The sequence below is a fragment of the Endozoicomonas sp. ALC013 genome, from assembly GCF_049310205.1.
Lineage (GTDB): Bacteria > Pseudomonadota > Gammaproteobacteria > Pseudomonadales > Endozoicomonadaceae > Endozoicomonas.
Window position 1 is genome coordinate 1 of sequence record NZ_JBLYNS010000094.1, and the last position, 20,434, is coordinate 20,434.

General features: G+C 50.1%; 19 protein-coding genes. 9 read left to right on the plus strand and 10 right to left on the minus strand.

Translation table 11 applies throughout. From position 1 onward, the window contains the following. Positions 1-66: 66 nt before the first annotated feature. The 6 genes from rodA to ACO6V1_RS15990 form a co-directional block, all read right to left on the minus strand. Entirely contained in the window at positions 67-1,212 is a 1,146-nt protein-coding gene (gene rodA, locus ACO6V1_RS15965) for a rod shape-determining protein RodA (RefSeq protein WP_422467602.1), read from the minus strand. Continuing rightward, positions 1,212-3,077 carry a penicillin-binding protein 2 gene (gene mrdA, locus ACO6V1_RS15970; RefSeq protein ID WP_422467604.1) on the minus strand — a complete coding sequence of 622 codons (1,866 nt, stop codon included), beginning with the start codon at positions 3,075-3,077 and terminating at the stop codon, positions 1,212-1,214. The genes rodA and mrdA overlap by 1 nt, the downstream gene beginning before the upstream one ends. Before the next feature lie 210 nt (positions 3,078-3,287). Then, on the minus strand, positions 3,288-3,755 hold the full coding sequence (gene rlmH / locus ACO6V1_RS15975; protein WP_422467606.1) for a 23S rRNA (pseudouridine(1915)-N(3))-methyltransferase RlmH: 468 nt from the start codon (positions 3,753-3,755) through the stop codon (positions 3,288-3,290). After that, on the minus strand, positions 3,755-4,102 hold the full coding sequence (rsfS, locus tag ACO6V1_RS15980; RefSeq protein WP_101746053.1) for a ribosome silencing factor: 348 nt from the start codon (positions 4,100-4,102) through the stop codon (positions 3,755-3,757). Before rsfS ends, rlmH begins: the two co-directional genes overlap by 1 nt. Before the next feature lie 156 nt (positions 4,103-4,258). Next, entirely contained in the window at positions 4,259-5,497 is a 1,239-nt protein-coding gene (locus tag ACO6V1_RS15985) for a glutamate-5-semialdehyde dehydrogenase (RefSeq protein ID WP_422467620.1), read from the minus strand. Between the two features lie 100 nt (positions 5,498-5,597). Further along, positions 5,598-7,154, minus strand: a complete 1,557-nt coding sequence (locus ACO6V1_RS15990) for a response regulator (protein ID WP_269673066.1) — start codon at positions 7,152-7,154, stop codon at positions 5,598-5,600. A 245-nt stretch (positions 7,155-7,399) separates the two neighbouring features. Here ACO6V1_RS15990 and ACO6V1_RS15995 point away from each other — a divergent pair, with 245 nt between their 5' ends. After that, the gene (locus ACO6V1_RS15995; protein ID WP_422467608.1) at positions 7,400-8,296 is read left to right on the plus strand and encodes an SDR family oxidoreductase; all 897 of its coding nucleotides are present in this window, start codon (positions 7,400-7,402) and stop codon (positions 8,294-8,296) included. Positions 8,297-8,308: 12 nt separating this feature from the next. Next, positions 8,309-9,046, plus strand: coding sequence for an FAD-binding oxidoreductase (locus ACO6V1_RS16000; protein ID WP_422467610.1), 738 nt, complete (start codon positions 8,309-8,311; stop codon positions 9,044-9,046). On the opposite strand, the gene ACO6V1_RS16005 is transcribed toward ACO6V1_RS16000, so the two are convergent. Further along, complete coding sequence (locus tag ACO6V1_RS16005; RefSeq protein WP_422446665.1) at positions 9,012-10,244, minus strand: VTT domain-containing protein; 1,233 nt, start codon at positions 10,242-10,244, stop codon at positions 9,012-9,014. The two genes, ACO6V1_RS16000 and ACO6V1_RS16005, sit on opposite strands and share 35 nt — an antisense overlap. Before the next feature lie 387 nt (positions 10,245-10,631). Between ACO6V1_RS16005 and tesB the strand changes: the two genes are divergently transcribed. From tesB to ACO6V1_RS16035, 6 genes are all read left to right on the plus strand, one after another. Further along, complete coding sequence (tesB, locus tag ACO6V1_RS16010) at positions 10,632-11,507, plus strand: acyl-CoA thioesterase II (protein ID WP_422446667.1); 876 nt, start codon at positions 10,632-10,634, stop codon at positions 11,505-11,507. Positions 11,508-11,773: 266 nt separating this feature from the next. Then, positions 11,774-12,874, plus strand: a complete 1,101-nt coding sequence (locus ACO6V1_RS16015; RefSeq protein ID WP_422467612.1) for a polysaccharide deacetylase family protein — start codon at positions 11,774-11,776, stop codon at positions 12,872-12,874. 266 nt (positions 12,875-13,140) lie between these two features. Then, positions 13,141-13,362, plus strand: a complete 222-nt coding sequence (locus tag ACO6V1_RS16020) for a c-type cytochrome (RefSeq protein ID WP_209203359.1) — start codon at positions 13,141-13,143, stop codon at positions 13,360-13,362. A 170-nt stretch (positions 13,363-13,532) separates the two neighbouring features. Then, entirely contained in the window at positions 13,533-13,979 is a 447-nt protein-coding gene (locus tag ACO6V1_RS16025; RefSeq protein ID WP_422446672.1) for a hypothetical protein, read from the plus strand. Between the two features lie 109 nt (positions 13,980-14,088). Then, a complete protein-coding gene (locus ACO6V1_RS16030; RefSeq protein ID WP_209203357.1) occupies positions 14,089-14,397 on the plus strand; it encodes a hypothetical protein in 309 nt (102 codons plus the stop codon). Positions 14,398-14,455: 58 nt separating this feature from the next. Continuing rightward, the gene (locus ACO6V1_RS16035; RefSeq protein ID WP_422467614.1) at positions 14,456-15,406 is read left to right on the plus strand and encodes a hypothetical protein; all 951 of its coding nucleotides are present in this window, start codon (positions 14,456-14,458) and stop codon (positions 15,404-15,406) included. Here the strand turns inward: ACO6V1_RS16035 and ACO6V1_RS16040 are convergent. After that, positions 15,374-15,997 (minus strand): flavin prenyltransferase UbiX, encoded by a 624-nt coding sequence (locus ACO6V1_RS16040; RefSeq protein ID WP_422446676.1) that lies wholly within the window; start codon positions 15,995-15,997, stop codon positions 15,374-15,376. The genes ACO6V1_RS16035 and ACO6V1_RS16040 overlap by 33 nt on opposite strands. Positions 15,998-16,006: 9 nt before the next feature. After that, positions 16,007-17,380 carry a UDP-N-acetylmuramate:L-alanyl-gamma-D-glutamyl-meso-diaminopimelate ligase gene (mpl, locus tag ACO6V1_RS16045; RefSeq protein WP_422467616.1) on the minus strand — a complete coding sequence of 458 codons (1,374 nt, stop codon included), beginning with the start codon at positions 17,378-17,380 and terminating at the stop codon, positions 16,007-16,009. A 231-nt stretch (positions 17,381-17,611) separates the two neighbouring features. Here mpl and ACO6V1_RS16050 point away from each other — a divergent pair, with 231 nt between their 5' ends. Further along, positions 17,612-18,877 (plus strand): 6-phosphofructokinase, encoded by a 1,266-nt coding sequence (locus ACO6V1_RS16050; RefSeq protein WP_422446680.1) that lies wholly within the window; start codon positions 17,612-17,614, stop codon positions 18,875-18,877. A 172-nt stretch (positions 18,878-19,049) separates the two neighbouring features. Here ACO6V1_RS16050 and ACO6V1_RS16055 read toward each other — a convergent pair. Further along, positions 19,050-20,434 (minus strand): diguanylate cyclase domain-containing protein (locus ACO6V1_RS16055; protein ID WP_422467618.1); only part of this gene is annotated, 1,385 nt, incomplete at its 5' end.

Consider the following 20,434-nt stretch of genomic DNA (forward strand, 5'->3'; position numbering starts at 1 on the left):
CATAACCCAACCTGCCTCTACATTAATCGACAGTGGTTTTGAATTCTATGCCAGAAAGGTAAAGATCTATTGGGAAGCCCTCAGAAAAGAGCGATGGGTATGTATCGACATCAGAAAACCAAAACCGGCCAGCAGGGTCACCAAAGAAGTCCCTCCCCGGCTAACCATGGGTAATGGAACACCCACTACTGGCAGGAGTCCACTGACCATCCCGATATTCACGAAGATATACACGAAAAACGTCAGTGTAATACTACCTGCCAATAAACGGCCAAAGAGCGTCTCGGCATTCAGGGTGATGAACAGTCCCCGCCCCAGAATCAGGGTATACAGGGCAAAGAGCACCAGACATCCCATCAGGCCAAACTCTTCCGCCAGAACGGCAATGATAAAATCCGTATGGCTTTCTGGCAGAAAATCAAGATGCGATTGCGTGCCCTGTAACCACCCCTTGCCATAAAGCCCACCGGAACCAATGGCGATGGTGGATTGGATGATATTCCAACCGGCTCCCCACGGGTCACTTTCAGGGTTCAGAAATGTCAGCACCCTCCGCTTCTGATAGTCATACATAAAGAACTGCCAGAACACATAGATCGCTGGTGCCGCAAGACAGATGGCAGAAAATATCATGCGCTTGCGCAAACCGGCCAGCAGCAGCACAAACAGGCCCGAAGAGCCAATCAAAATAGACGTGCCAAGGTCAGGTTGTTTGGCAATAAGTACCACCGGCACAGCAATAATAATCAGTGAGAAAATCACATCTTTAAACGAGGGAGGCAGTGGACGCCTGGCCAGAAAAGCCGCCATGGTAATCGGCATAATCAGCTTGATCACTTCCGATGGTTGAAACCGGAAACCCGGTAACTGAATCCAGCGCTGTGCACCTTTGGACTGTACGCCCATAAACAGAACGGCCAGCAATAGCAGCACCCCTGCCACATAAAACCACTTGGCCCACTGCATCAGCACCCTTGGCGGAATCTGGGCCACGATCAGCATGCCGGTCAGACTGATGCCCAGATAGGTTGCCTGTCGAATAATAACCGACATATCCCGACCGGTGGCACTGTAAAGAATAAAGAGCCCCGCACCACAGAGTAAAAGCAGAAACCCGAGCAGCATAAAATCAATATGCCAGCGCATGGACAGTCCCGGGCCGCGGCCAAACCCGTGGAGATCAATCTGGCGAACAAAATCCTGGTTGGCCATTATTTCTCTCCCTTCACTTGATGGCTGTTGACCGTTAATCTTGGCAGCAGGTAGGAATCCATAACCTTTCTGGCGACATTGGCAGCACCATTGCTGTTTTCCAGAATAACAGCAACGGCAATAAGGGGATCTTCTACCGGTGCAAATGCGACAAACAAACTGTGATCCCGCTCGAACTCTTTCAGCTTCTCAGCATCGTACTCCTCTCCCTGGGGAATACTGACCACCTGTGCTGTCCCGGTTTTACCGGCCATACGATACTTGAGTCCCCGACCGATTCGCCAGTGTGCGGTTCCCCCCGGAGAGTGAACAACATCTTCCATGGCTTTGATAATGAGTTCCCAGTTCTTGGCTTCCGCCTCGGGAGTCCGGCCAATGGTGATGTCATCCCCCCAGAATTCCCCCTGGATTTCAGGAATATCCTCTTTCACCAGGCGGGGCTGAACATACTTGCCACGGTTGGCGATAAGCGCCGTTGACTCTGCCAGCTGCAAGGGGGTTGCCAGCATATACCCCTGCCCGATGATCGCAATCACCGTTTCACCCGGATACCAGGGCTGGCCATAGGCACCTCGTTTCCACTCACTGGAGGGCAAAAGGCCCGGACGCTCTTCCCTTATATCAATGCCGGTTTTGTGGCCAAAGCCGAATTGATCAGCAAAATCATGGAGATTATCGATACCCAGCTTCCCGGCCTGAATATAGAAATAGGTATCATTGGATGCTGATATCGCGCGGGATAAATCAACCCAGCCATGACCGGAACGTTTCCAGTTACGAAAACGGTGATCACTGCCCGGTAGCTGAAACCAGCCTTTATCAAAAATTCTGTCCTCTGGTTTGACGATATCATTCGCCAGCAGTGCCAGCCCCATCACCGGCTTTACTGTGGAAGCGGGTGGGTACTCACCTAATGATGCCCGATTGTACAACGGTCGCTCGATATCTCTGTTGAGCGCATTGAACGTTTTACTATCAATCCCCGTCACAAACAGATTGGGGTCAAAGGATGGATTGCTGGCCATTGCCAGCACTCCGCCGGTTTTCGGGTCCATGGCCACCAAAGCCCCTCGGCGGCCATTGATTGCATCAATGGCCACCTTTTGCAGCTCACTGTCCAGATAAAGGTTAAGATCCTGACCGGCGTGCGGGCTAACTTTTTTCAACACGCGCAATACCCGGCCACGGGCATTGGTCTCTACCTCCTGATGACCGGGTTTACCCAGAAGTACCGACTCGTAGGCGCGCTCTACACCAATCTTGCCTGTGGTATGAGTCCCGGAGTAGAGAGTCGGGTCCAGACGTTTCAAATCCCGATCATTAATTCGGCCTACATAGCCGATGCTGTGGGCAAAATGCTTTCCTTCGGGGTACTGCCGGATCAGTTCAGCATTGATGTCCACCCCCGGCAAACGGAAAAGATTCACCGAAATGCGGGCAATCTCTTCGGCGGTAAGATCAAACTTCAGAGGGACCGCTTCATAAGGTCGGCGTCGTTTAACCCGTTGATGAAAACGCTGCAGCTCACCGTCGGTCAGAGACAAAATATGACCAATATCATCCAGCAAACCCGCAAGATCTTTGGTCTGCTCCCGAACAATCGACAATATATGGCTAGGCTTGTTAACGGCAAGAAGCTTGCCATTGGTGTCGTATATCAGGCCACGGGTAGGAGGGATTGGCTGAACCAGTACACGGTTCTCATCCGATTGCGTGGACAGCTCATTGTAGCGAACAACCTGAAGATAGAAGAGGCGGGAAATCAGCCCCATAGCAAGGAGCACCATAAAGCCAATGGCAACCCAGATCCGGATATTTACCAGTCTTTTTTCTGCCCCATGGTCCTTTAAGGTATCCTGCGGCATGTTATATCTCAGTCATCAGTCGTATGGTCAAGGGGCTGCTCTTAAATGCATCAACTGATACATTAGCCTGTTAATACACAAATATTAAACGTAAAAAATGCAGTGTTTCTCAAGAAAAAACACTGCATTTCAAATAAAAACTCTCACCAGAAAGCTAGCCTTCACTTTTACTTGAGTGAAAGTACTTCGTCAATCAAGGTTACATCAGTTTTACTTGTGGTAGGGATGATTGTGAAGAATGCTCCAGGCTCTGTAAACCTGCTCAGCCACCACAACCCGAACCAGCGGGTGCGGCAATGTTAATGGCGACAATGACCAGCGGAGATCCGCCTTTGCCAGACATGATGCATGCAAACCTTCCGGCCCACCAACCAGTAAACTGACGTTGCGGCCACTGTGCAGCCACGCCCCCATATTGTCCGCCAGCTTCTCTGTGCTCCAGGCCTTGCCCATAATTTCCATGGTGACCACCAGGTCGCCTGAACCCACAGCAGCGAGCATCTGGCCAGCCTCTTTCTCCTGAAGCCGATTAATGTCAGAGCCTTTACTGCGCTTACCGAGAGGAATCTCAATAAGCTCCAGTTTCACGTCCGCACCCAGCCGACGACTGTATTCCCTGTAGCCCTCTTCAACCCAACCCGGCATTTTTGAGCCAACCGATATCAGCCGAATCCGCATCAGGAGGGCTCAGCGACAACCAGGTCAGCACTGTCCCAAAGTCTTTCCAGGTCATAGAACTGGCGGGTAGCAGGCAGCATCAGGTGGACAACGACATCACCAAGATCCACCAGAACCCACTCGGACTTGTCCTGACCTTCAACCCCTAACGGTCGAACACCCTGTTTCTTACACTGCTCAATGACATTATCCGCCAGCGACTTTACATGACGGTTGGAGGTACCACAGGCAATCACCATAAAATCGGTCACACTGGTTTGACCCGAAACATTCAAACAGGTGATTTCATTACCTTTTACTTCTTCAATAGCTTCGACAACAAGCTGTTTTAACTCATCAGAATGCATAGACTGCAAAATTAACCTCGTATTGACGATCCGGCAGAGCATGGTTTGTTACCCTGTGCCGAATCAGGCCATTTAAACAGGGCAGGCTCTCAGCATTAATCATAGAAGTCAATGCCCGATACCCTCCAGAGGCGGAAATCCACTATCAGAGCAGTATCACTGGCGAATATGGCCATCCCCGAAAACCACATACTTTTGCGAAGTCAGCCCTTCCAGGCCGACTGGCCCACGGGCATGGATTTTGTCGGTAGAGATACCAATTTCAGCACCCAGCCCATATTCAAACCCGTCGGCAAAACGGGTGGATGCATTCACCATAACAGAGCTTGAATCCACCTCCCGCATAAAGCGGCGGGCACGGGTAAAATCTTCAGTGACGATGGCATCGGTATGATGAGAACCGTAGCGATTGATATGAGCAATTGCTTCATCCATATCCAGAACCACTTTAATGGCCAGAACAGGGCCAAGGTACTCTTCTGACCAGTCTTCTTCAGTTGCTGCTACCGCACCGGGCAGAATCTCACAGGTAATAGGACATCCCCGCAACTCAACACCCTTCTGGGAATAAAGTCCTGAAAGCTCCCGCAGCAAAGGCTGAGCCACATCCTGATGCACCAGCAGCGTTTCCATGGCATTGCACACACCATAGCGATGGGTTTTCGCATTCATGGCAATCCGGACGGCCTTGCTTTGATCGGCCCGATCATCCAGATAAACATGGCAGACACCGTCCAGGTGTTTAATCACCGGTACCCGGGCGTCGGCACTGATGCGCTCAATCAGTCCCTTGCCACCACGAGGTACGATCACATCGACATACTCAGGCATGGTGATCAGCACACCGACAGCGGCACGGTCAATAGTTTCAACCACCTGAACCGCATCTTCAGGCAGCCCTGCTTGGGCCAGCCCCTGCTGAATGCACCGGGCAATAGCCTGATTGGAATGAATGGACTCACTGCCGCCACGGAGAATAACCGCATTGCCAGATTTCAGACACAGGCTCGCTGCTTCCACGGTGACGTTCGGACGGGACTCATAGATAATGCCAATGACGCCCAGAGGCACCCGCATTTTGCCTGTCTGAATACCGCTGGGCACATACTTCATATCATCAATAGTGCCGATGGGGTCTGGCAGGGCGGCCACCTGACGGAGACCTTCAATCATGGTATCAATTCGGGCATCGGTCAGTTCAAGGCGATCCAGCATCGCTGCATCAAGCCCACGTTCCCGGCCAGCGTCCAGATCCCGGGTATTGACAAACTTCAGCTGTGAACGATCCGCTTCCAGTGCGTCTGCTATCGCCAGAAGTGCCCTGTTTTTCATCGCAGTATCAGCAACAGCCATCTCCTTACTGGCCTGCCGGGCTCTCTGGCCCAGTCCATGCATGTACTCCGTCACTTGATCAGCCAATGTCTTTTCTCCCGGCAACTTGCATCACCACTATCGTTTATTCTCTGCAATAAAAGGCTGCAAAACAGCCATATTATCAGTCCGCAATCGGCATGGTAAATTCAAATATCGTCCCGCCTTCCGGGTGACGCTGGAATGTCAACCGACCACCATGGGACTGTATAATGGAGTGGCATACTGTCAGTCCAATACCCATACCATCCGCCTTGGTGGTGTAAAACGGCGTAAACAGTTTTTCTTCGGCATCATCTGCCAGACCATGGCCACGGTCAATGACCGACACTTTGACAAAGTTATCATCCAGCTTTTCGGTGCGAACATAGACACCGATACTGCGGGTCTCCATATCTCTCATCGCTTCCATGCCATTACGAATCAGGTTCAATGCCACCTGCTGGATCTGCACAGGGTCAACCTTCACATTCGGAAGCCCCTCTTCCTGCTCCAGATGAATTTCCATATGGTTGTTACGGGCGTCAACTTCGGCAAGCTTGTAGGTATCCTGAATCAACCGGTTGGGATCGACGCTGCCGAGAACATGGTCCGGTTTCTTCACAAAAGAACGAATACGGGCAATGATTTCACCGGCCCGCCGGGCCTGGGTATTGACTTTTTCCATGGCCTCGGAAAGACCAAGGTCATCGGCCAATTCCAGCCGGGCCAGCATCCTTCTGGCCACCTGGGCGTAATTGGAAATCGCGGTCAATGGCTGATTTACCTCGTGGGCAAAGCCAGCGGCCATCTCACCCATGGTGCTCAACCGGGAGACATGGGTCAGCTGCTCTTTCTGGCTTTCCAATTCATCCAGGGCCTTCTGCAGGGCTTCCTGCTGCCTTTTTTTCTCGGAAATATCCCTGAACACAACCACTGCGCCACTGGGGGCACTGTTTTCCATAATCGGCGTACAGGAAAAATCCACCGGAAACGGCGAACCGTCACTGTGCAGGAACGTGGCATTTTCAACGGTTTTACTGACACCCTTGCCCAGGGATACCTCAATCGGTGCCAGTGGCCCTGATGGGGCATCTTCACTGCCTTTCATTAACTGAATCAGGTTCTGGCCCGTCAGTTGTTCTATGGACCAGCCGGTCATGGCAGAGGCTGCCGGGTTGGCAAAGGTAATCAGTCCCAGTCGATCCAGGCCGAATATCCCTTCATTCATACTTTCCAGAATGCGGGCCTTATCAGCCTCCAGCTGTCGATTTCTCGCTGAAAGTGCCTGTTCAAGCTTATGGATTTTCAACTGGGTCTGTACCCGGGCAATGACCTCTTCCGCTTGAAATGGCTTGGAGATAAAGTCCACTGCGCCGGTTTCCAGGCCCCTGACCTTGTCTTTGGTGTCATCCAGGGCGGACAGGAAAATCACGGTTATATTGCGGGTTTCAGGGCTTTCCTTCAGCCGTTGGCAGACCTCATAACCATCCATGCCGGGCATCATAATATCCAGCAACACTAAAGCGGGTTTTGCCTTGACAGCGATCCTGAGAGCACTCTCTCCATTTTTGGCAATAAGAAGCTTATAGCCACGGCCACTGAGGGTTTGCAGTAATACCTGCAAATTGGTCGGATTGTCATCCACAAGAAGAATACGCTCTTCTTCATGCTGCTCTACAGGAGCTTCAGCCAGATACATCGTCAGCAGACCCTGATTTCAGAAGGTTCATCAATGTAAAAATAGACGGAAATAAGTGGCTTATCTTACTATAACTTCGGCTTTTATCAGAGACCTTACTGCCATCAATCACTCCGACCAATGTTTTCAACGTTGAGAATTCTTTTCCTGAGTTCTCTTATTCATGTTTCAATAGAGCTATTTCCCGTATTGATTCAATGGCGTTGAATCGCCCGTGATCATTAACTCATAACGGCCGAGTGCTTATGAAAATACTATTGATTGGTGGTACCGGGCTGATCGGCCAGGAAGTACAGCGGTTGTTCCTTGACAAGCAGATCCATTGTATCGCTCCGAAAAGGGATGAATTAAATCTGGAAAATCCTGAGTCCATTGATGCCTGCCTGAAAAATTACCAGCCAGATATCGTGGTCAACTGTGCAGGTTATAACGATCCGGTGAAGGCCGAAAACGAGCCCTCCAAATGCTTCCGGATAAACCGGGATGCCATGGCAACACTGGCGGATGGTTGTCACCGACAGCAGGCCATTCTGGTCTATATTTCCACCTACCGGATTTTTGATGGCAGCAAAAAGGAAGCTTATACCGAAAAAGATATACCTAACCCTGCCGGTGTTCTGGCCACCAGCCGATGGCAGGCAGAACAGCAAATCAGTGAGCGCTGCCCAAGGCATATCATTCTTCGTCTATCCTGGGTCATCAGCCACCGGCGCACCAACCTTTTGAAGTACCTTCTGGACCAGATCAGCAGGGAGCAAGAGGTTGCCGTGGTATCCGATCAACAGGGGTGCCCGACCCCCAGCGATGATGCAGCAAGAGTTATTGTTGCGATCATCCAGCAACTGGGCTGTGGGGCTGAACCCTGGGGTACTTATCATTACGCTGGTGCAGAGTCTATCTCTGAAAACCGTTTTGCCGAGGTGGTGATTTCTGAGGCATCGCAATTTCAGGACCTGAAAATCCGAAAACTGCGTATGGATAAATTGAACGATCGTAATGGTATTCAGGCACCAGCCAATGCAACCCTCTCCTGCCGGAAAATTTTAAGTACCTTTGGCGTTCATAATAAACCCTGGAGAGGAGCCCTCGCACGGATGATCAGAAGCTATTATGAAAGCGGTAACACTGAAATAACGTCATGAGGATAGCCATTAATGCCCGGTTCTCTTTTCTCTGCAAAACTCTTTAAGACTGAACAGCTCAGTGCCAATACACTGCAGCTGAGCTTTGAGTTGGTACAGGACGAAGGAGCGAGTTTCAATTTTATTGCCGGACAGTTTGTGCAGCTGCAGTTTGAGATGGATGGAAAACTTCATAAACGAAGTTACAGCATTGCCAACGCACCGGAGGACTTTAAGGCAACCGGCCTGCTGCAAATAGCGCTCAGCCTGGTCAGTGGTGGGGTTGCTTCCGGGCTTTTCCAGAAAGCCCCTGCCGGAACCGAACTGAATATTTCTGGCCCGTTCGGGGCCCTCACGCTGCCGGACACCTTTCCCGGACAGCTTCTTCTGGTGGGAACTGGTACGGGGATTGCGCCCTATCGAAGTATGATTCCGCAATTGAAAACGCTTAGTGATAAGGGAACAGCTGTCACCGTTGTAAAGGGTTTCAGGTATCGAGAGGAAAGCATTTACTCTGAAGATTTTGCCCAACTGCCAAACTTAAAGTACCGCACCTGTTTAAGCCGTGAGTCCACCGTCAATACAGCAAACCATGAGTATACTGGCCACGTGCAAGACCAGTTTGACGCCCTCAACCTGAACCCTGAAAACGATGTGGTTTATCTCTGCGGAAATCCGGGCATGATTGATGATTGTGTGACCCTGCTCAGAGACAGAGGGCTATCCCCCCGGCAGATCAAACGGGAAAAATACGTTTACTCCGGGCATTGATTCCGCTTTTCAGCGCAAGAGCAACCAGTCCCCAGAATAAACCAAGGCACAATCCCGTAATAACGTCGCCAAACCAGTTAACCTGCAAAACCAACCGGGCAAAAGCGTCAATCATCACCAGCCCCAAAGCGACGCTGGCCGATAGCCATTGGACTTTAAATGGACGGTTTACTGCTACCAAGGCAACAAAAGAAAACAGTACATAGACGATGACGGTTGCATGCACAGAGGGCAAAGCATAAAGATCAAGCCATATCACAGACCTGTCACTGTCTGCCAACCAGTTGATAAGCCAGACAGAGCAAACCATTAATACACCACCAAAAAGCAGACTAAACAGAGTGGCAAACCGATTAGAACGGCAAAGCCATAATAAGCCACCTGCGGAAACAATACTCAAAACAGGAATGCTGCCAATCTGGGCCACCCAGTACATCACCTTTTGCAACCAGGGCAATTGAACCGCTGTCAGCCATTGGTCAACACCTTGATTAACGCTCTCCAGCAACCCTGCCCGGTGAGCAGTAATCAGTAAGGTAAGCAGCCCTGATACCAGCACCAGATACCCGATAAACTGGGGCTTGAAGTGACGATGAGCACTGATCAGCAATGGCGGAAGCAGGATGGCAACACCGGTAATGGCTGACAACACAACCAACAATTGCTCGGGCACTTTATCATGCCACTGAAGTGCGGCTCCCGTCAGATAACCCGGAAGCAGGTAAACCGGAGACCAGGCTAGGGCGGAGAGAATATTAACGGTAAAAAAGTACCTGGGAACCATACCCATCATACCCGCTACTGCCGGTATGATAGGGCGGACAGGACCAACAAAGCGCCCGATCACAATGCTTAAAAAACCATACTCCCTGAAGAAATCTTCACCACGTTCCAACCATTGAGGATGACGATTAAATGGCCACCAGCCCCTGACTCGCTCGTGGTAATGATAGCCAAGCAGGTAACTGACCCCATCCCCGACAACAGCTCCCAGAAAAGCCCACAGGAGGATTGGATAGATAGAAACGGAAGCCGCCCCGGCAATAGCCGCTAATGCAAACAGCAGGGCCACACCCGGCAGAACAATACCCACCACAACCAGTGATTCCAGACAGGCCACCATTGCTATAGCAGGACCAATCAGGCCAGTGTTCTGCTGTAACCATATATGAATGGGATCAAAATAAGCGTTATCCATGAGTTACCGTGGCCTTGGTGGGAAATACCTTGCTATTGATCTGGACTGATGTGTTATCAGAATTAGACTACAGTTTTATTCTAATAGACTACCCGGTAATGATGACATCGGACCGTTACCAGAAATAATGCCAGATGCTTGATCGTAAACAGCCCGAACTTACCGTTCTAACCGGGCAGATTTATAAAACTCACAATTTATCAGCTATAACGGGCTGCGGGCTAATCCTTCCTGCTGGTACAGCCTGATTTGCAAAGCAGGCCTGAGCGTTTAAACTGCGCCAGTTTTACAGGGTAAAAGCGGGCCTGTTGTTACCCGATAACTCAAAGCATCAACACAATATCTACCGCCAATCTCAACAACGGTATGCAGCCAGGGAGTTACAGGATGAGTGATGTACTGGAAGAACTGATTAATCAACTGAAACTGGAACCGATTGAAAACAATATATTCCGGGGCCAGAGTCAGGACCTTGGTTGGGGGCGGGTATTTGGTGGCCAGGTATTAGGCCAGGCGCTGTCTGCGGCAAGGCAGACGGTGGATCCTGAACGTCATGTTCACTCCTTGCATAGCTATTTTCTTCGCGAGGGCGACAGCAGCAAGCCGATTGTTTACACGGTGGACTGCATTCGCGATGGCAGAAGCTTCAATACCCGCCGGGTAGTCGCCGTGCAAAATGGACGCCCTATTTTCAATTTGTCCGCATCCTTTCATGTAAACGAAAGTGGGTTTGAACATCAGGACCCGATGCCAGACGTCATACCCCCGGAAGAAGCCCTGAGCGAAAAAGCCCTGATTCAAAGGCACAGCGACCTGATCCCCAAGCCGCTGCAAAAACGACTGCTCAGCGATACCCCCATTGAGATTCGCTTTGCTGACCCGGTTGATCCAATGGCAGATGACACCAGGGCACCACATCATAAAATCTGGATAAGAGCCAACGGAAAACTGCCCGATAACCCCGGACTGCATAAATACCTTCTGGCCTATGCCTCAGACTTTCAGTTCTTACCCACCAGCATGTATCCCCATGGGGCTGCCGCTTTCCAGAAACCCGTTCAAATAGCCAGTCTGGACCATGCCATGTGGTTCCACCGCCCATTCAGGATGGATGAGTGGTTACTGCACTCTATTGAAAGCACCCATGCCAGCGGTGCCAGAGCGTTGGTAAGAGGCCAGATATTCAATCAGGCTGGAGTAATGGTAGCGTCTACCATCCAGGAGGGGCTTGTCAGGCCGATCAGGGTTCAGACCAAGGTCTAAAGGAAGAATGAACTGACCGCCCATAAACTTTTAATTGTTCGCTATTGAAACCTGGACCACCAATCAGCCCCTGCCTTTGCTGATCGGTGGTTTTTTTTGTCCGGGTGTAGTTAATCATTGGACATGGAACCATGCTCTGGATACCTGAGTAGCCAGTGGTGATTAGTACGATAGTAAATCCCCCTTGTTGAAGGTTAAAATCCCAGCCCGGATATTTCATCAACTGCCCCGAATCCAGCTGGGGGAAACCGTATTAAGGGGATACTGTGAGCTTGTCATTTCTGTTGAAGCCCGTTGTCGGTAAATTGAGGCAATACCTGCCCTGCATTTTTACACTGTTCTCGATAATCCCGGCCTTGAGTCAGGGATCCGGTTCTGCAGTCATATTGCAATATCACCATGTCAGTAATGAAACCCCGAAAATCACCAGCGTCACCCCCGAGACATTCAGGAAACATATCAACTATCTTGCGGAGAATAAGTTCAATGTGATGCCACTGGTTGATCTGGTTGAAGCATTTCGCAATAAAAAGGCATTACCGGAAAAAACAGTCGCCATCACTTTTGACGATGCCTATCTGAGTATTTACACCGAGGCATTTCCAATACTCAGGGAACAGGGGTTGCCATTTACCATTTTTGTCACGCCCGCACCGGTGGATAAAAACTATCAGAAGTTTCTCAGCTGGGCGCAACTGCGAGAAATGACGGAAACAGGTGCTACCCTGGCAAACCACACCATGAACCATGCCCACAGTGTAGAAAGACTGCCTGGAGAAACCAGGGCACAGTGGCTTTCCCGGTTCCGTCAGGATCTGGATATGACAGAAGCCAGAATCCGGGAACAAACCGGTCAAAGTGTTAAGATGTTTGCCTGGACTTTTGGTGAAACCACCCCGGAACTCAGAGTTACACTGGACGAGATGGGTTATACAGGATTTGGTCAGCAGTCCGGAGCCGCTGGTGAATATTCTGACTTCACTCGCCTGCCCCGTTTCCCCATGGCGGGTATTTATGGGCTGAATGACTTTGCCATTAAAGTCAACAGCAGGGCTCTGCCAGTGACCAGCCAGAGCCCCGACTCATCACTGATCACTCAGGATAACCTTAAGCCCGAACTGGAGCTGGCCCTGGCTGAAGGGGATTACCAGAAAAAACAGCTTAAGTGTTACGCCTCCGGCCAAGGTGAGCTGAAGGTAACCTGGCTTAATAAAGAGATGACACTGTTCAGGACACAAGCTAATAAACCATTACCAGTAGGCCGAACTCGCTACAACTGTACTGCACCATCCAACAGGGGCCGACAATACTACTGGTACTCCCATGCATGGCTCAGATTGACAGATGAAGGTAAAGCGCTGGATTGACAACACTGAATAACTGGAGCTGTTGACGTTTCGTTGCGTGCCTGCAACGAAACGTCGATAGGCTCTAACATGTAGTGGCACACGTAAAGTGGCTTATTAACCGCTCTATCAATTTAAGTGAAGTCGATGGTTTGATGAAAATAGTCTTAAAAATCAAAAAAATAGTACCAGTCGCCGTTTTTCTTCTGGCTGGGTGCACTGACCAGCAGTCTGCTACTCAAATTCAGCAGCCCCCCCAACACCTTGAAGCAGCACAGGCAAAAGCGATGCAGCTCTGCGCGGGGTGCCATGGCCCAACCGGTATTGGTACAACGCCACTAAACCCTAATCTGGCCTGTCAGAAAAAAGAATACATGGTTAAACAACTGCAATACTACCGAAACGGTGCCAGAACCACTCACCAGCCAATGAGTAATATTGCCAGGCTGATATCTGAAGAAGAAATCGAGAGTATCAGCGAGTGGTACTCAATAACCGGATGCTTATAAGTTTCTTCCAAATTGGGATGTCCCGGTGAATTAACAAAACCCGGATGCCCCCTTTAAGATCTGTTTTTCTACCCATCAGTCAGGATCTATTAAATTTTCAAGTAAAGGTGGGAACCTTAATTGCTTTTGTTGGTCTTAATTATCAAACCAACATTATAAGTGTGCTTGAAATGACCGTATCATACCCCTCTGCTGGCATTAACCCCAACGCATCAACCCCTTCTACTGATGCTTCACTGAGCCACAGTGATGAAGGTGGCAACAGCTTTGGCAGAAAAATCGTCAGCATTTTTACCAAAACCCGCATGTCCGCCAGCTCCAGTGAAGAGCATTCCGCATGGAGTAATATCTCAAGCTTTTTCAAAGGCCTCCACAGTCGGGCGGTAAAGCTTGTCAATTATGTGTCCAGACACTTGGGTGAAATGTTACCGCCCTTTTTTACCAAAACCGGAATTGGCAGTGTGGCAGGGTTCGTTATAGGCGTCTTAACCCCTGTCGGACCGCTGTGGGGGACTGTTGGCGGATTGCTGATTGCTACAGGCTGGCAACTGGGCGTTGAGTATAATAATGATCGGGATAAACCCGATTTAACCAATCTTAAGTCGTCTCAACCTTAATCGGGGGAATCTCTTTTCCTGTTTTTATTTGTCAGGCTTGAAACCCCTCCCACAGCAACTAGTTTTATATAGGTAAACGTATTTTATCTATACAGGCATGGAGCCCATCATGGAAGATCAAAACATCGAGAAACTGGCGCTGATCATATCCGCCAACTGCATTCGCCAATCCACCATTGAAGAGTGTCAGAAAAAAGGACAGATAAACGATCAACAACTGAATCAGATCAATAAAGAAATGTCTGATCGAATCTTTACCTTCCTGACTTACCTGCTGAAAAAACCGGCTGATGAATATACCGTCATGATGGAAGCAATGGCCAAACACTACCCGGAGAACTGGGAACAGCCTGAGCTGAGCCAGCTTATTCTCCAGCAACAGGCCCAGACCGCTACTTCTGCGTCAACTCAGCATTAATAACCTGTTAAGAGAACCAGCTATGCTTGTCCCTGCGCCATCATCAGGGACAAAAACAATGCCCGGCTGGAAGAGTCGATTCCATTACCGATTCAATTACCAGCGGTTTCTGGTAGGGACACTCATGTATCTTTCCATGCTTTCCCAGGCGGATACCGTCGATCCTGGTCAGCACTATAAAACGCTCACATTAACACTGGATGAATTGTTAACAGAGCTGCGCATTTCCCATGCCCCTACCCTGGAGTCCATGATCGATACCACCCAGGTCTGGCGCAGAAAACCGGGACAGGAACGGTGGGAATTACCAGGGCTGGATATATCAACAGACAAAAGGGACAAAGTCCTTGATCTGCTTGAAAAGCTTGGACTCATATCCCCCATCGGGCCATTAACCAGGCAATATGATTATGCACTGCTATTGGGAGCCACTGCCCCCGGCATGAAACGCAGGCTGGATTTGTTAACTGAGTGGTGGCGTCAGGGTGTCCGATTCAAGCGTTTGATTTTTCTGGTGGGCCAACGCCCTCTCACCCCGAGGGCTGACTACCTGGACATTCTCACCAAAAAGCCTGACCAGAAGACCCCGGACCCACTCCCTTTTACCGAAACAGAGGCGGCAATCATGCTGCATCAACTGGTGCCCATGCCAGAAGCAATGAGAGCCCTGCCGGTTGAGTTTATTGATACGCCACGAAACTGGAGGAACGGCTTCTGGCACAGGCCCAATACCCGTGACACACTCAAGCACTGGGTGAAATCAGGCCCACTACCGGGAACTGCCCTGGTTATCTCAGAACAGCCCCATGGGATTTACCAGAAAGAAGTCGTAAGACAGGAGTTGCCGGGTTTTGACATTGATCTGGCAGCAGGTCCGGCAGACCCGGCAACCAATCTGCCCATCTATCTGGATGCCCTGGCGTTATGGCTTTACAACCTGAAGCCTTTTATTCCGGGAGCAGAACAACCAGCCCCTTCAAAGACAATGATCCCCCCAGGACGGCATTAACTTCTGGGAAATTCCCAGCTGATCCAATATCCGGGCAACAATAAAATCGACCATGTCATCCACGGTTTCCGGCCGATTGTAAAAGCCCGGAGACGCAGGAAGAATAACACTCCCCATCCGGCTCAATTTCAACATATTTTCCAGATGTATTTCAGAATAGGGGGCCTCCCGGGGCACAATGATCAGCTTGCGTCGCTCCTTTAATACCACCGTTGCTGCCCGCTGTGTCAGATTATTACTTAAACCACAGGCAATGGCCGACAAGGTTCCGGTACTGCAGGGGCAAATCACCATTGAGCTCGGAGCACCACTGCCTGAAGCGACAGGCGACATCCAGTCATCCTCACCAAACACACGAATCTGTCTGGGAGCAGCACGGTAACGGTTGGTAAAAAATTGCTCAATAGCGTCCGGCGTATCACCGATCTCAAGGTCCATTTCTGTGGCCAGAACCACTTTGGCTGCCCTGGAAACCAGAACAAACACCTGCCGCTCTGCCGCAACGAGGCTTTCCAGTAGCCGAAGCCCGTACTGGGCTCCGGAAGCCCCCGTGATGGCTAATGTTACTCTTTCAGGATTTGACCGACTCATCACTTAACCTTATTTTTTCTGGAGTTTTGCTTTCAACCCACTGGCTATACGGCCATGAATCCCTTCAAACCCACCATTACTCATCACCAGCAAATGGTCACCAGCCGAGGCGGTATCAACCAGATAACGCACAATGGCTTCTGTGGAATCCATAACCGATGACTTTATCGCGCTATCCTGCACTAACTCGGCCAGTGGCCAGTCAAGCCCCTGTGGTTTAAACCAGATAACTTCCGAAGCCTCTGCGGTAGAGGCGATCAATGTCTCCTGATGCACGCCCATTTTCATGGTGTTTGATCGGGGTTCAATGATCACACGAATATTCGCATTTTCCCCCAGTTTGGCCCTCTGCCCGGCCAGAGTGGTAGCAATCGCCGTTGGGTGATGGGCAAAATCATCATAAATCCGTATACCTCCGATCTCCTCAACCATTTCCATCCGCCGCTTTACCCCCTGAAAGACAGAAAGCGCCTCACAGGCTGTATCTGGCAAGACACCGACATGGTGAGCCGCAGCAATGGCTGCCAGGGCATTGGCAACATTATGATCACCTTCCTGCTGCCAGTTCACGGTTCCGACCTCAGTGCCTTTATACAAAACCTTAAAGTGGCTGCCATCGCTACTGACCGGTGCAACTTGCCAGTGGCTATGAATGCCACCCAACTCTTCCTGTTCAGACCAGCAGCCCATAGCCATAACGGCTTCAATCTCGGGAGTACCGGCAGGATAAATAATTCGACCAGTACCCGGAATGGTCCTGACCAAATGGTGGAACTGCCGCTGGATAGCCGCAAGATCATCAAAAATATCCGCATGGTCAAACTCAAGATTATTGATAATCAGGGTTCGTGGCTGGTAGTGAATAAATTTTGAGCGCTTATCAAAGAAAGCGGTGTCGTACTCATCCGCTTCAATCACAAAAAAGGGGGTACTGCCAAGTCTTGCGGAAATCCCGAAATCTTTTGGTATGCCCCCGATCAGAAAGCCCGGAGACATACCGGCATATTCCAGGATCCAGGCCAGCATACTGCTGGTGCTGGTTTTACCGTGGGTACCGGCAGCGGCCAATACCCAGCGGTCAGGGGCTATGTACCTGGCAAAAAATTCGGGTCCTGAAACGTAGGGAAGCCCCTTCTCTAACACGTACTCTACAGCGGGAATCCCCCGTTTCATGGCATTGCCAACCACCACAAGATCCGGTGACGGGTTGAGCGCGTCAGCACCATACCCTTGAAATAATGAAATACCCTGTTCTTCCAGTTGTGTACTCATCGGGGGATAAACGTTCTCATCAGAGCCTGACACGTCAAACCCAAGCTCTCTGGCCAGCATGGCCAGACTTCCCATAAAAGTTCCACAAATACCCAGAATGTGTATGTGCATTCCCGATCTCTCCAAAAAAAAGTGCTCCAGGTTTGGGCACAGATCCTAAAGTCCCTGATACCAGAATTCTGACATTGTTTTTGCACTATGCGCAAAAGGACGTTGACATTGAAAGACCATCAGCCCATAAAATTGATACATAACAGCGCTACCAATAAACTCTCGATCGGGTATCATCTGCAATCAGCCAAAAACACAAAACAACACACAGCAACACCCGGAATTTAACCGATGACATTGAAGCACGCTTTTTACGCACAGTCTGGCGGTGTTACCGCTGTTATCAATGCCAGCGCCTGCGCGGTTATTGAAACAGCTCGTCGTTACCCGGATAAAATCGGTAAAGTCTACGCAGGGCATAATGGCATACTGGGCGCTTTGCGTGAGGAGCTTATCGACACCTCCTACGAGTCCGATGAAACCATCGGCGCATTACTCAGGACGCCGGGCGGTGCCTTTGGTTCCTGTCGTTACAAGCTGAAGTCATTTGAAGAGAGTGAAGCGGAATATCGTCGGTTAATTCAAGTCTTTCAGGCCCATAATATTGGCTACTTTTTCTACAACGGTGGCAATGACTCCATGGATACTGCCTGGAAAGTGTCCCAGCTCAGTGAAAAAATGGGGTACCCGATTACCTGTATCGGAGTCCCCAAAACCATCGATAATGACCTGGCGGTTACCGATAACTGTCCGGGCTTTGGTTCGGCGGCCAAGTACCTTGCCGTATCCACCAAAGAGGCCAGCCACGATATTGCTTCCATGTGCGATACCTCAACCAAGGTCTTTGTCATGGAAGTCATGGGACGACATGCCGGCTGGCTGGCAGCAGCTACCGGCCTTGCTGCCCGCCAGGATGGTGATCCACCGCACATTATCCTGTTCCCTGAGTTGCCGTTGGACAAAGAAAAGTTTCTCAAAAAAGTTCAGGAAACCGTCAATAACGAAGGTTATTGCGTGATCGTTGCCTCAGAGGGAGCCAAATACGAAGATGGCAGCTTTATCTCCGCGTCCACAACCGTAATTGACTCCTTTGGCCACCAGCAACTTGGCGGTGTAGCTCCGGCCCTGTGTAATATGATCAAGCAGGAGCTGGGTTACAAATACCACTATGCTGTCGCCGATTACCTTCAGCGCTCTGCCCGCCATATTGCCTCACGTGTTGACGTAGAGCAGGCCTACGCTGTGGGTAAAGCAGCGGTTGAACTGGCCGTAACCGGTCACAATGCCGTAATGCCTGCCATCGTTCGAGAGTCTGACATGCCCTATCGCTGGGCGATCAAAGAGGTAGCACTGGAAAAAGTCGCCAACTTTGAACGCACAATGCCACTGGACTTTATCAATGAAGATGGCTTCAACATTACCCAAACCTGTCGGGGCTACCTTGAACCATTAATTGAGGGTGAGGAGTACCCTGCTTACCTGAACGGCTTACCTCGTTTTGCCAGGTTGAAAAAAGTGTTTGTCGAGAAACAGCTGGATACAGCATTCGACGTGTAATGTTAACTTAAGCGTTCATTGATTAACCCGGATATTTCATAAACTGCCCCGAATCTCGCGTAGGACTTTGTCGCTCTAAGGGATTTTGTGAGGGAGCGCCGTACCGGGGAGTACGGTCGACTGAACAAAACTCCCTTAGAGCGGCAAAGGACAAGCGAGAACGGGAGCACGTTTATGAAATATCCGGGTTAAGGTCGGAATAAAACCGAAAGTCATTCCGACCTTCATTCTTCGCTACATACATGGCTTCATCTGCCGCCTTGATCAAACCGTCAGCATCACTGCCATTCTCAGGGTAAAGTGCAATACCGATACTGGTACCTACTTTTCTTGCAACATCGCCCAGTTCATGGGGTTCCTTCAGTGCCGCAAGAATTTTATTGGCAACCGTTCTGGCATCTTCCGGGTTCCTGACATCGTCCAGAACCACGGCGAACTCATCACCACCGAGCCTGGCAATCAGGTCGACTTTACGGATACAACCCTCCAGACGACTGGCAACACTGGTCAGCAAATGATCCCCTGCATCATGGCCAAGCTGATCATTGATCTGTTTAAAATGATCCAGATCCAGAAACATAACCACTGTCTTATTCTGGTAGCGGTCACTGCGATCCATTGAGGACTGCAGAAACTCCCTGAATAACGTCCGGTTAGCCAGCCCCGTCAGGCTATCATACTTAGCCATTTTCACTAGCTGGTCTTCCAGCTGTTTACGCTCAGTTATATCCTGAAAGACAAACACGGCTCCCTGAACAACGTTCCTGCTATTAACAATGGCCGCAATATTGAACTCCGCTGGAAACCTTCCCCGGCTGACGTTGATTAATTCAGATGACTGTTTAAGTGTCCCGCCCTGTTCCAGACACTCACGATAAATAGCTGACCTCTGCCATTGCTCCTGAGCTGTTTCACCCGTGGTGTCGTCCAAAAGAAACTGGCTGATATGCTGATCCAGAAAAGCTGCTTCAACGCCGCCCAATAACTCACAGGCTGTCGGATTGATAAAGGTTATCCTGCCCTCTTTATCAACCCCGACAATACCTTCTCCTGCACAGTCCAGAAGCAGCTTGTTCTTCTGGCTGATCCATTGCAGCTCCCTGGTTACCTGTTCAAGCTCCAGCCGCTGTTCCTCCAGTTGTAAAAATACTTTCACTTTACCCAGAAGTATTTCCGGAACAATTGGCTTAGGCAAATAGTCAACAGCGCCCGACTGATAACCTTTGGCCACGTAGTGATGATCTTTATTAATCGCAGTCACAAAAATGATGGGGATATTGGCCGTTTGCTTGTTACTGTGCAGCAATGTAGCCGTCTCAAAGCCATCCATGCCAGGCATCTGCACGTCCAGAAGAATAACCGCAAAATGATGGGCCAGAACTTCAGACAGCGCCTTCTCGCCAGAATCCACCTTGTGAATCTCAGCCCCCAGCGGCTTAAGTAACTTATCCATCGCCAGCAGGTTTTCCGGACGGTCATCAACAACCAGAATTTTGACTTTGCTTTTTGTCTCCATACCAGACAATCCCTGTCTTATTCCCAAAAGGTTCCATTGAT

Coding starts and splice junctions, on each gene's coding strand:
- rodA (WP_422467602.1), bottom strand. CDS start 1,212: ATGGCCAACCAGGATTTTGTTCGCCAGATTGATCTCCACGGGTTTGGC.
- mrdA (WP_422467604.1), bottom strand. CDS start 3,077: ATGCCGCAGGATACCTTAAAGGACCATGGGGCAGAAAAAAGACTGGTA.
- rlmH (WP_422467606.1), bottom strand. CDS start 3,755: ATGCGGATTCGGCTGATATCGGTTGGCTCAAAAATGCCGGGTTGGGTT.
- rsfS (WP_101746053.1), bottom strand. CDS start 4,102: ATGCATTCTGATGAGTTAAAACAGCTTGTTGTCGAAGCTATTGAAGAA.
- ACO6V1_RS15985 (WP_422467620.1), bottom strand. CDS start 5,497: ATGCATGGACTGGGCCAGAGAGCCCGGCAGGCCAGTAAGGAGATGGCT.
- ACO6V1_RS15990 (WP_269673066.1), bottom strand. CDS start 7,154: ATGTATCTGGCTGAAGCTCCTGTAGAGCAGCATGAAGAAGAGCGTATT.
- ACO6V1_RS15995 (WP_422467608.1), top strand. CDS start 7,400: ATGAAAATACTATTGATTGGTGGTACCGGGCTGATCGGCCAGGAAGTA.
- ACO6V1_RS16000 (WP_422467610.1), top strand. CDS start 8,309: ATGCCCGGTTCTCTTTTCTCTGCAAAACTCTTTAAGACTGAACAGCTC.
- ACO6V1_RS16005 (WP_422446665.1), bottom strand. CDS start 10,244: ATGGATAACGCTTATTTTGATCCCATTCATATATGGTTACAGCAGAAC.
- tesB (WP_422446667.1), top strand. CDS start 10,632: ATGAGTGATGTACTGGAAGAACTGATTAATCAACTGAAACTGGAACCG.
- ACO6V1_RS16020 (WP_209203359.1), top strand. CDS start 13,141: ATGCAGCTCTGCGCGGGGTGCCATGGCCCAACCGGTATTGGTACAACG.
- ACO6V1_RS16025 (WP_422446672.1), top strand. CDS start 13,533: ATGACCGTATCATACCCCTCTGCTGGCATTAACCCCAACGCATCAACC.
- ACO6V1_RS16030 (WP_209203357.1), top strand. CDS start 14,089: ATGGAAGATCAAAACATCGAGAAACTGGCGCTGATCATATCCGCCAAC.
- ACO6V1_RS16035 (WP_422467614.1), top strand. CDS start 14,456: ATGCCCGGCTGGAAGAGTCGATTCCATTACCGATTCAATTACCAGCGG.
- ACO6V1_RS16040 (WP_422446676.1), bottom strand. CDS start 15,997: ATGAGTCGGTCAAATCCTGAAAGAGTAACATTAGCCATCACGGGGGCT.
- mpl (WP_422467616.1), bottom strand. CDS start 17,380: ATGCACATACACATTCTGGGTATTTGTGGAACTTTTATGGGAAGTCTG.
- ACO6V1_RS16050 (WP_422446680.1), top strand. CDS start 17,612: ATGACATTGAAGCACGCTTTTTACGCACAGTCTGGCGGTGTTACCGCT.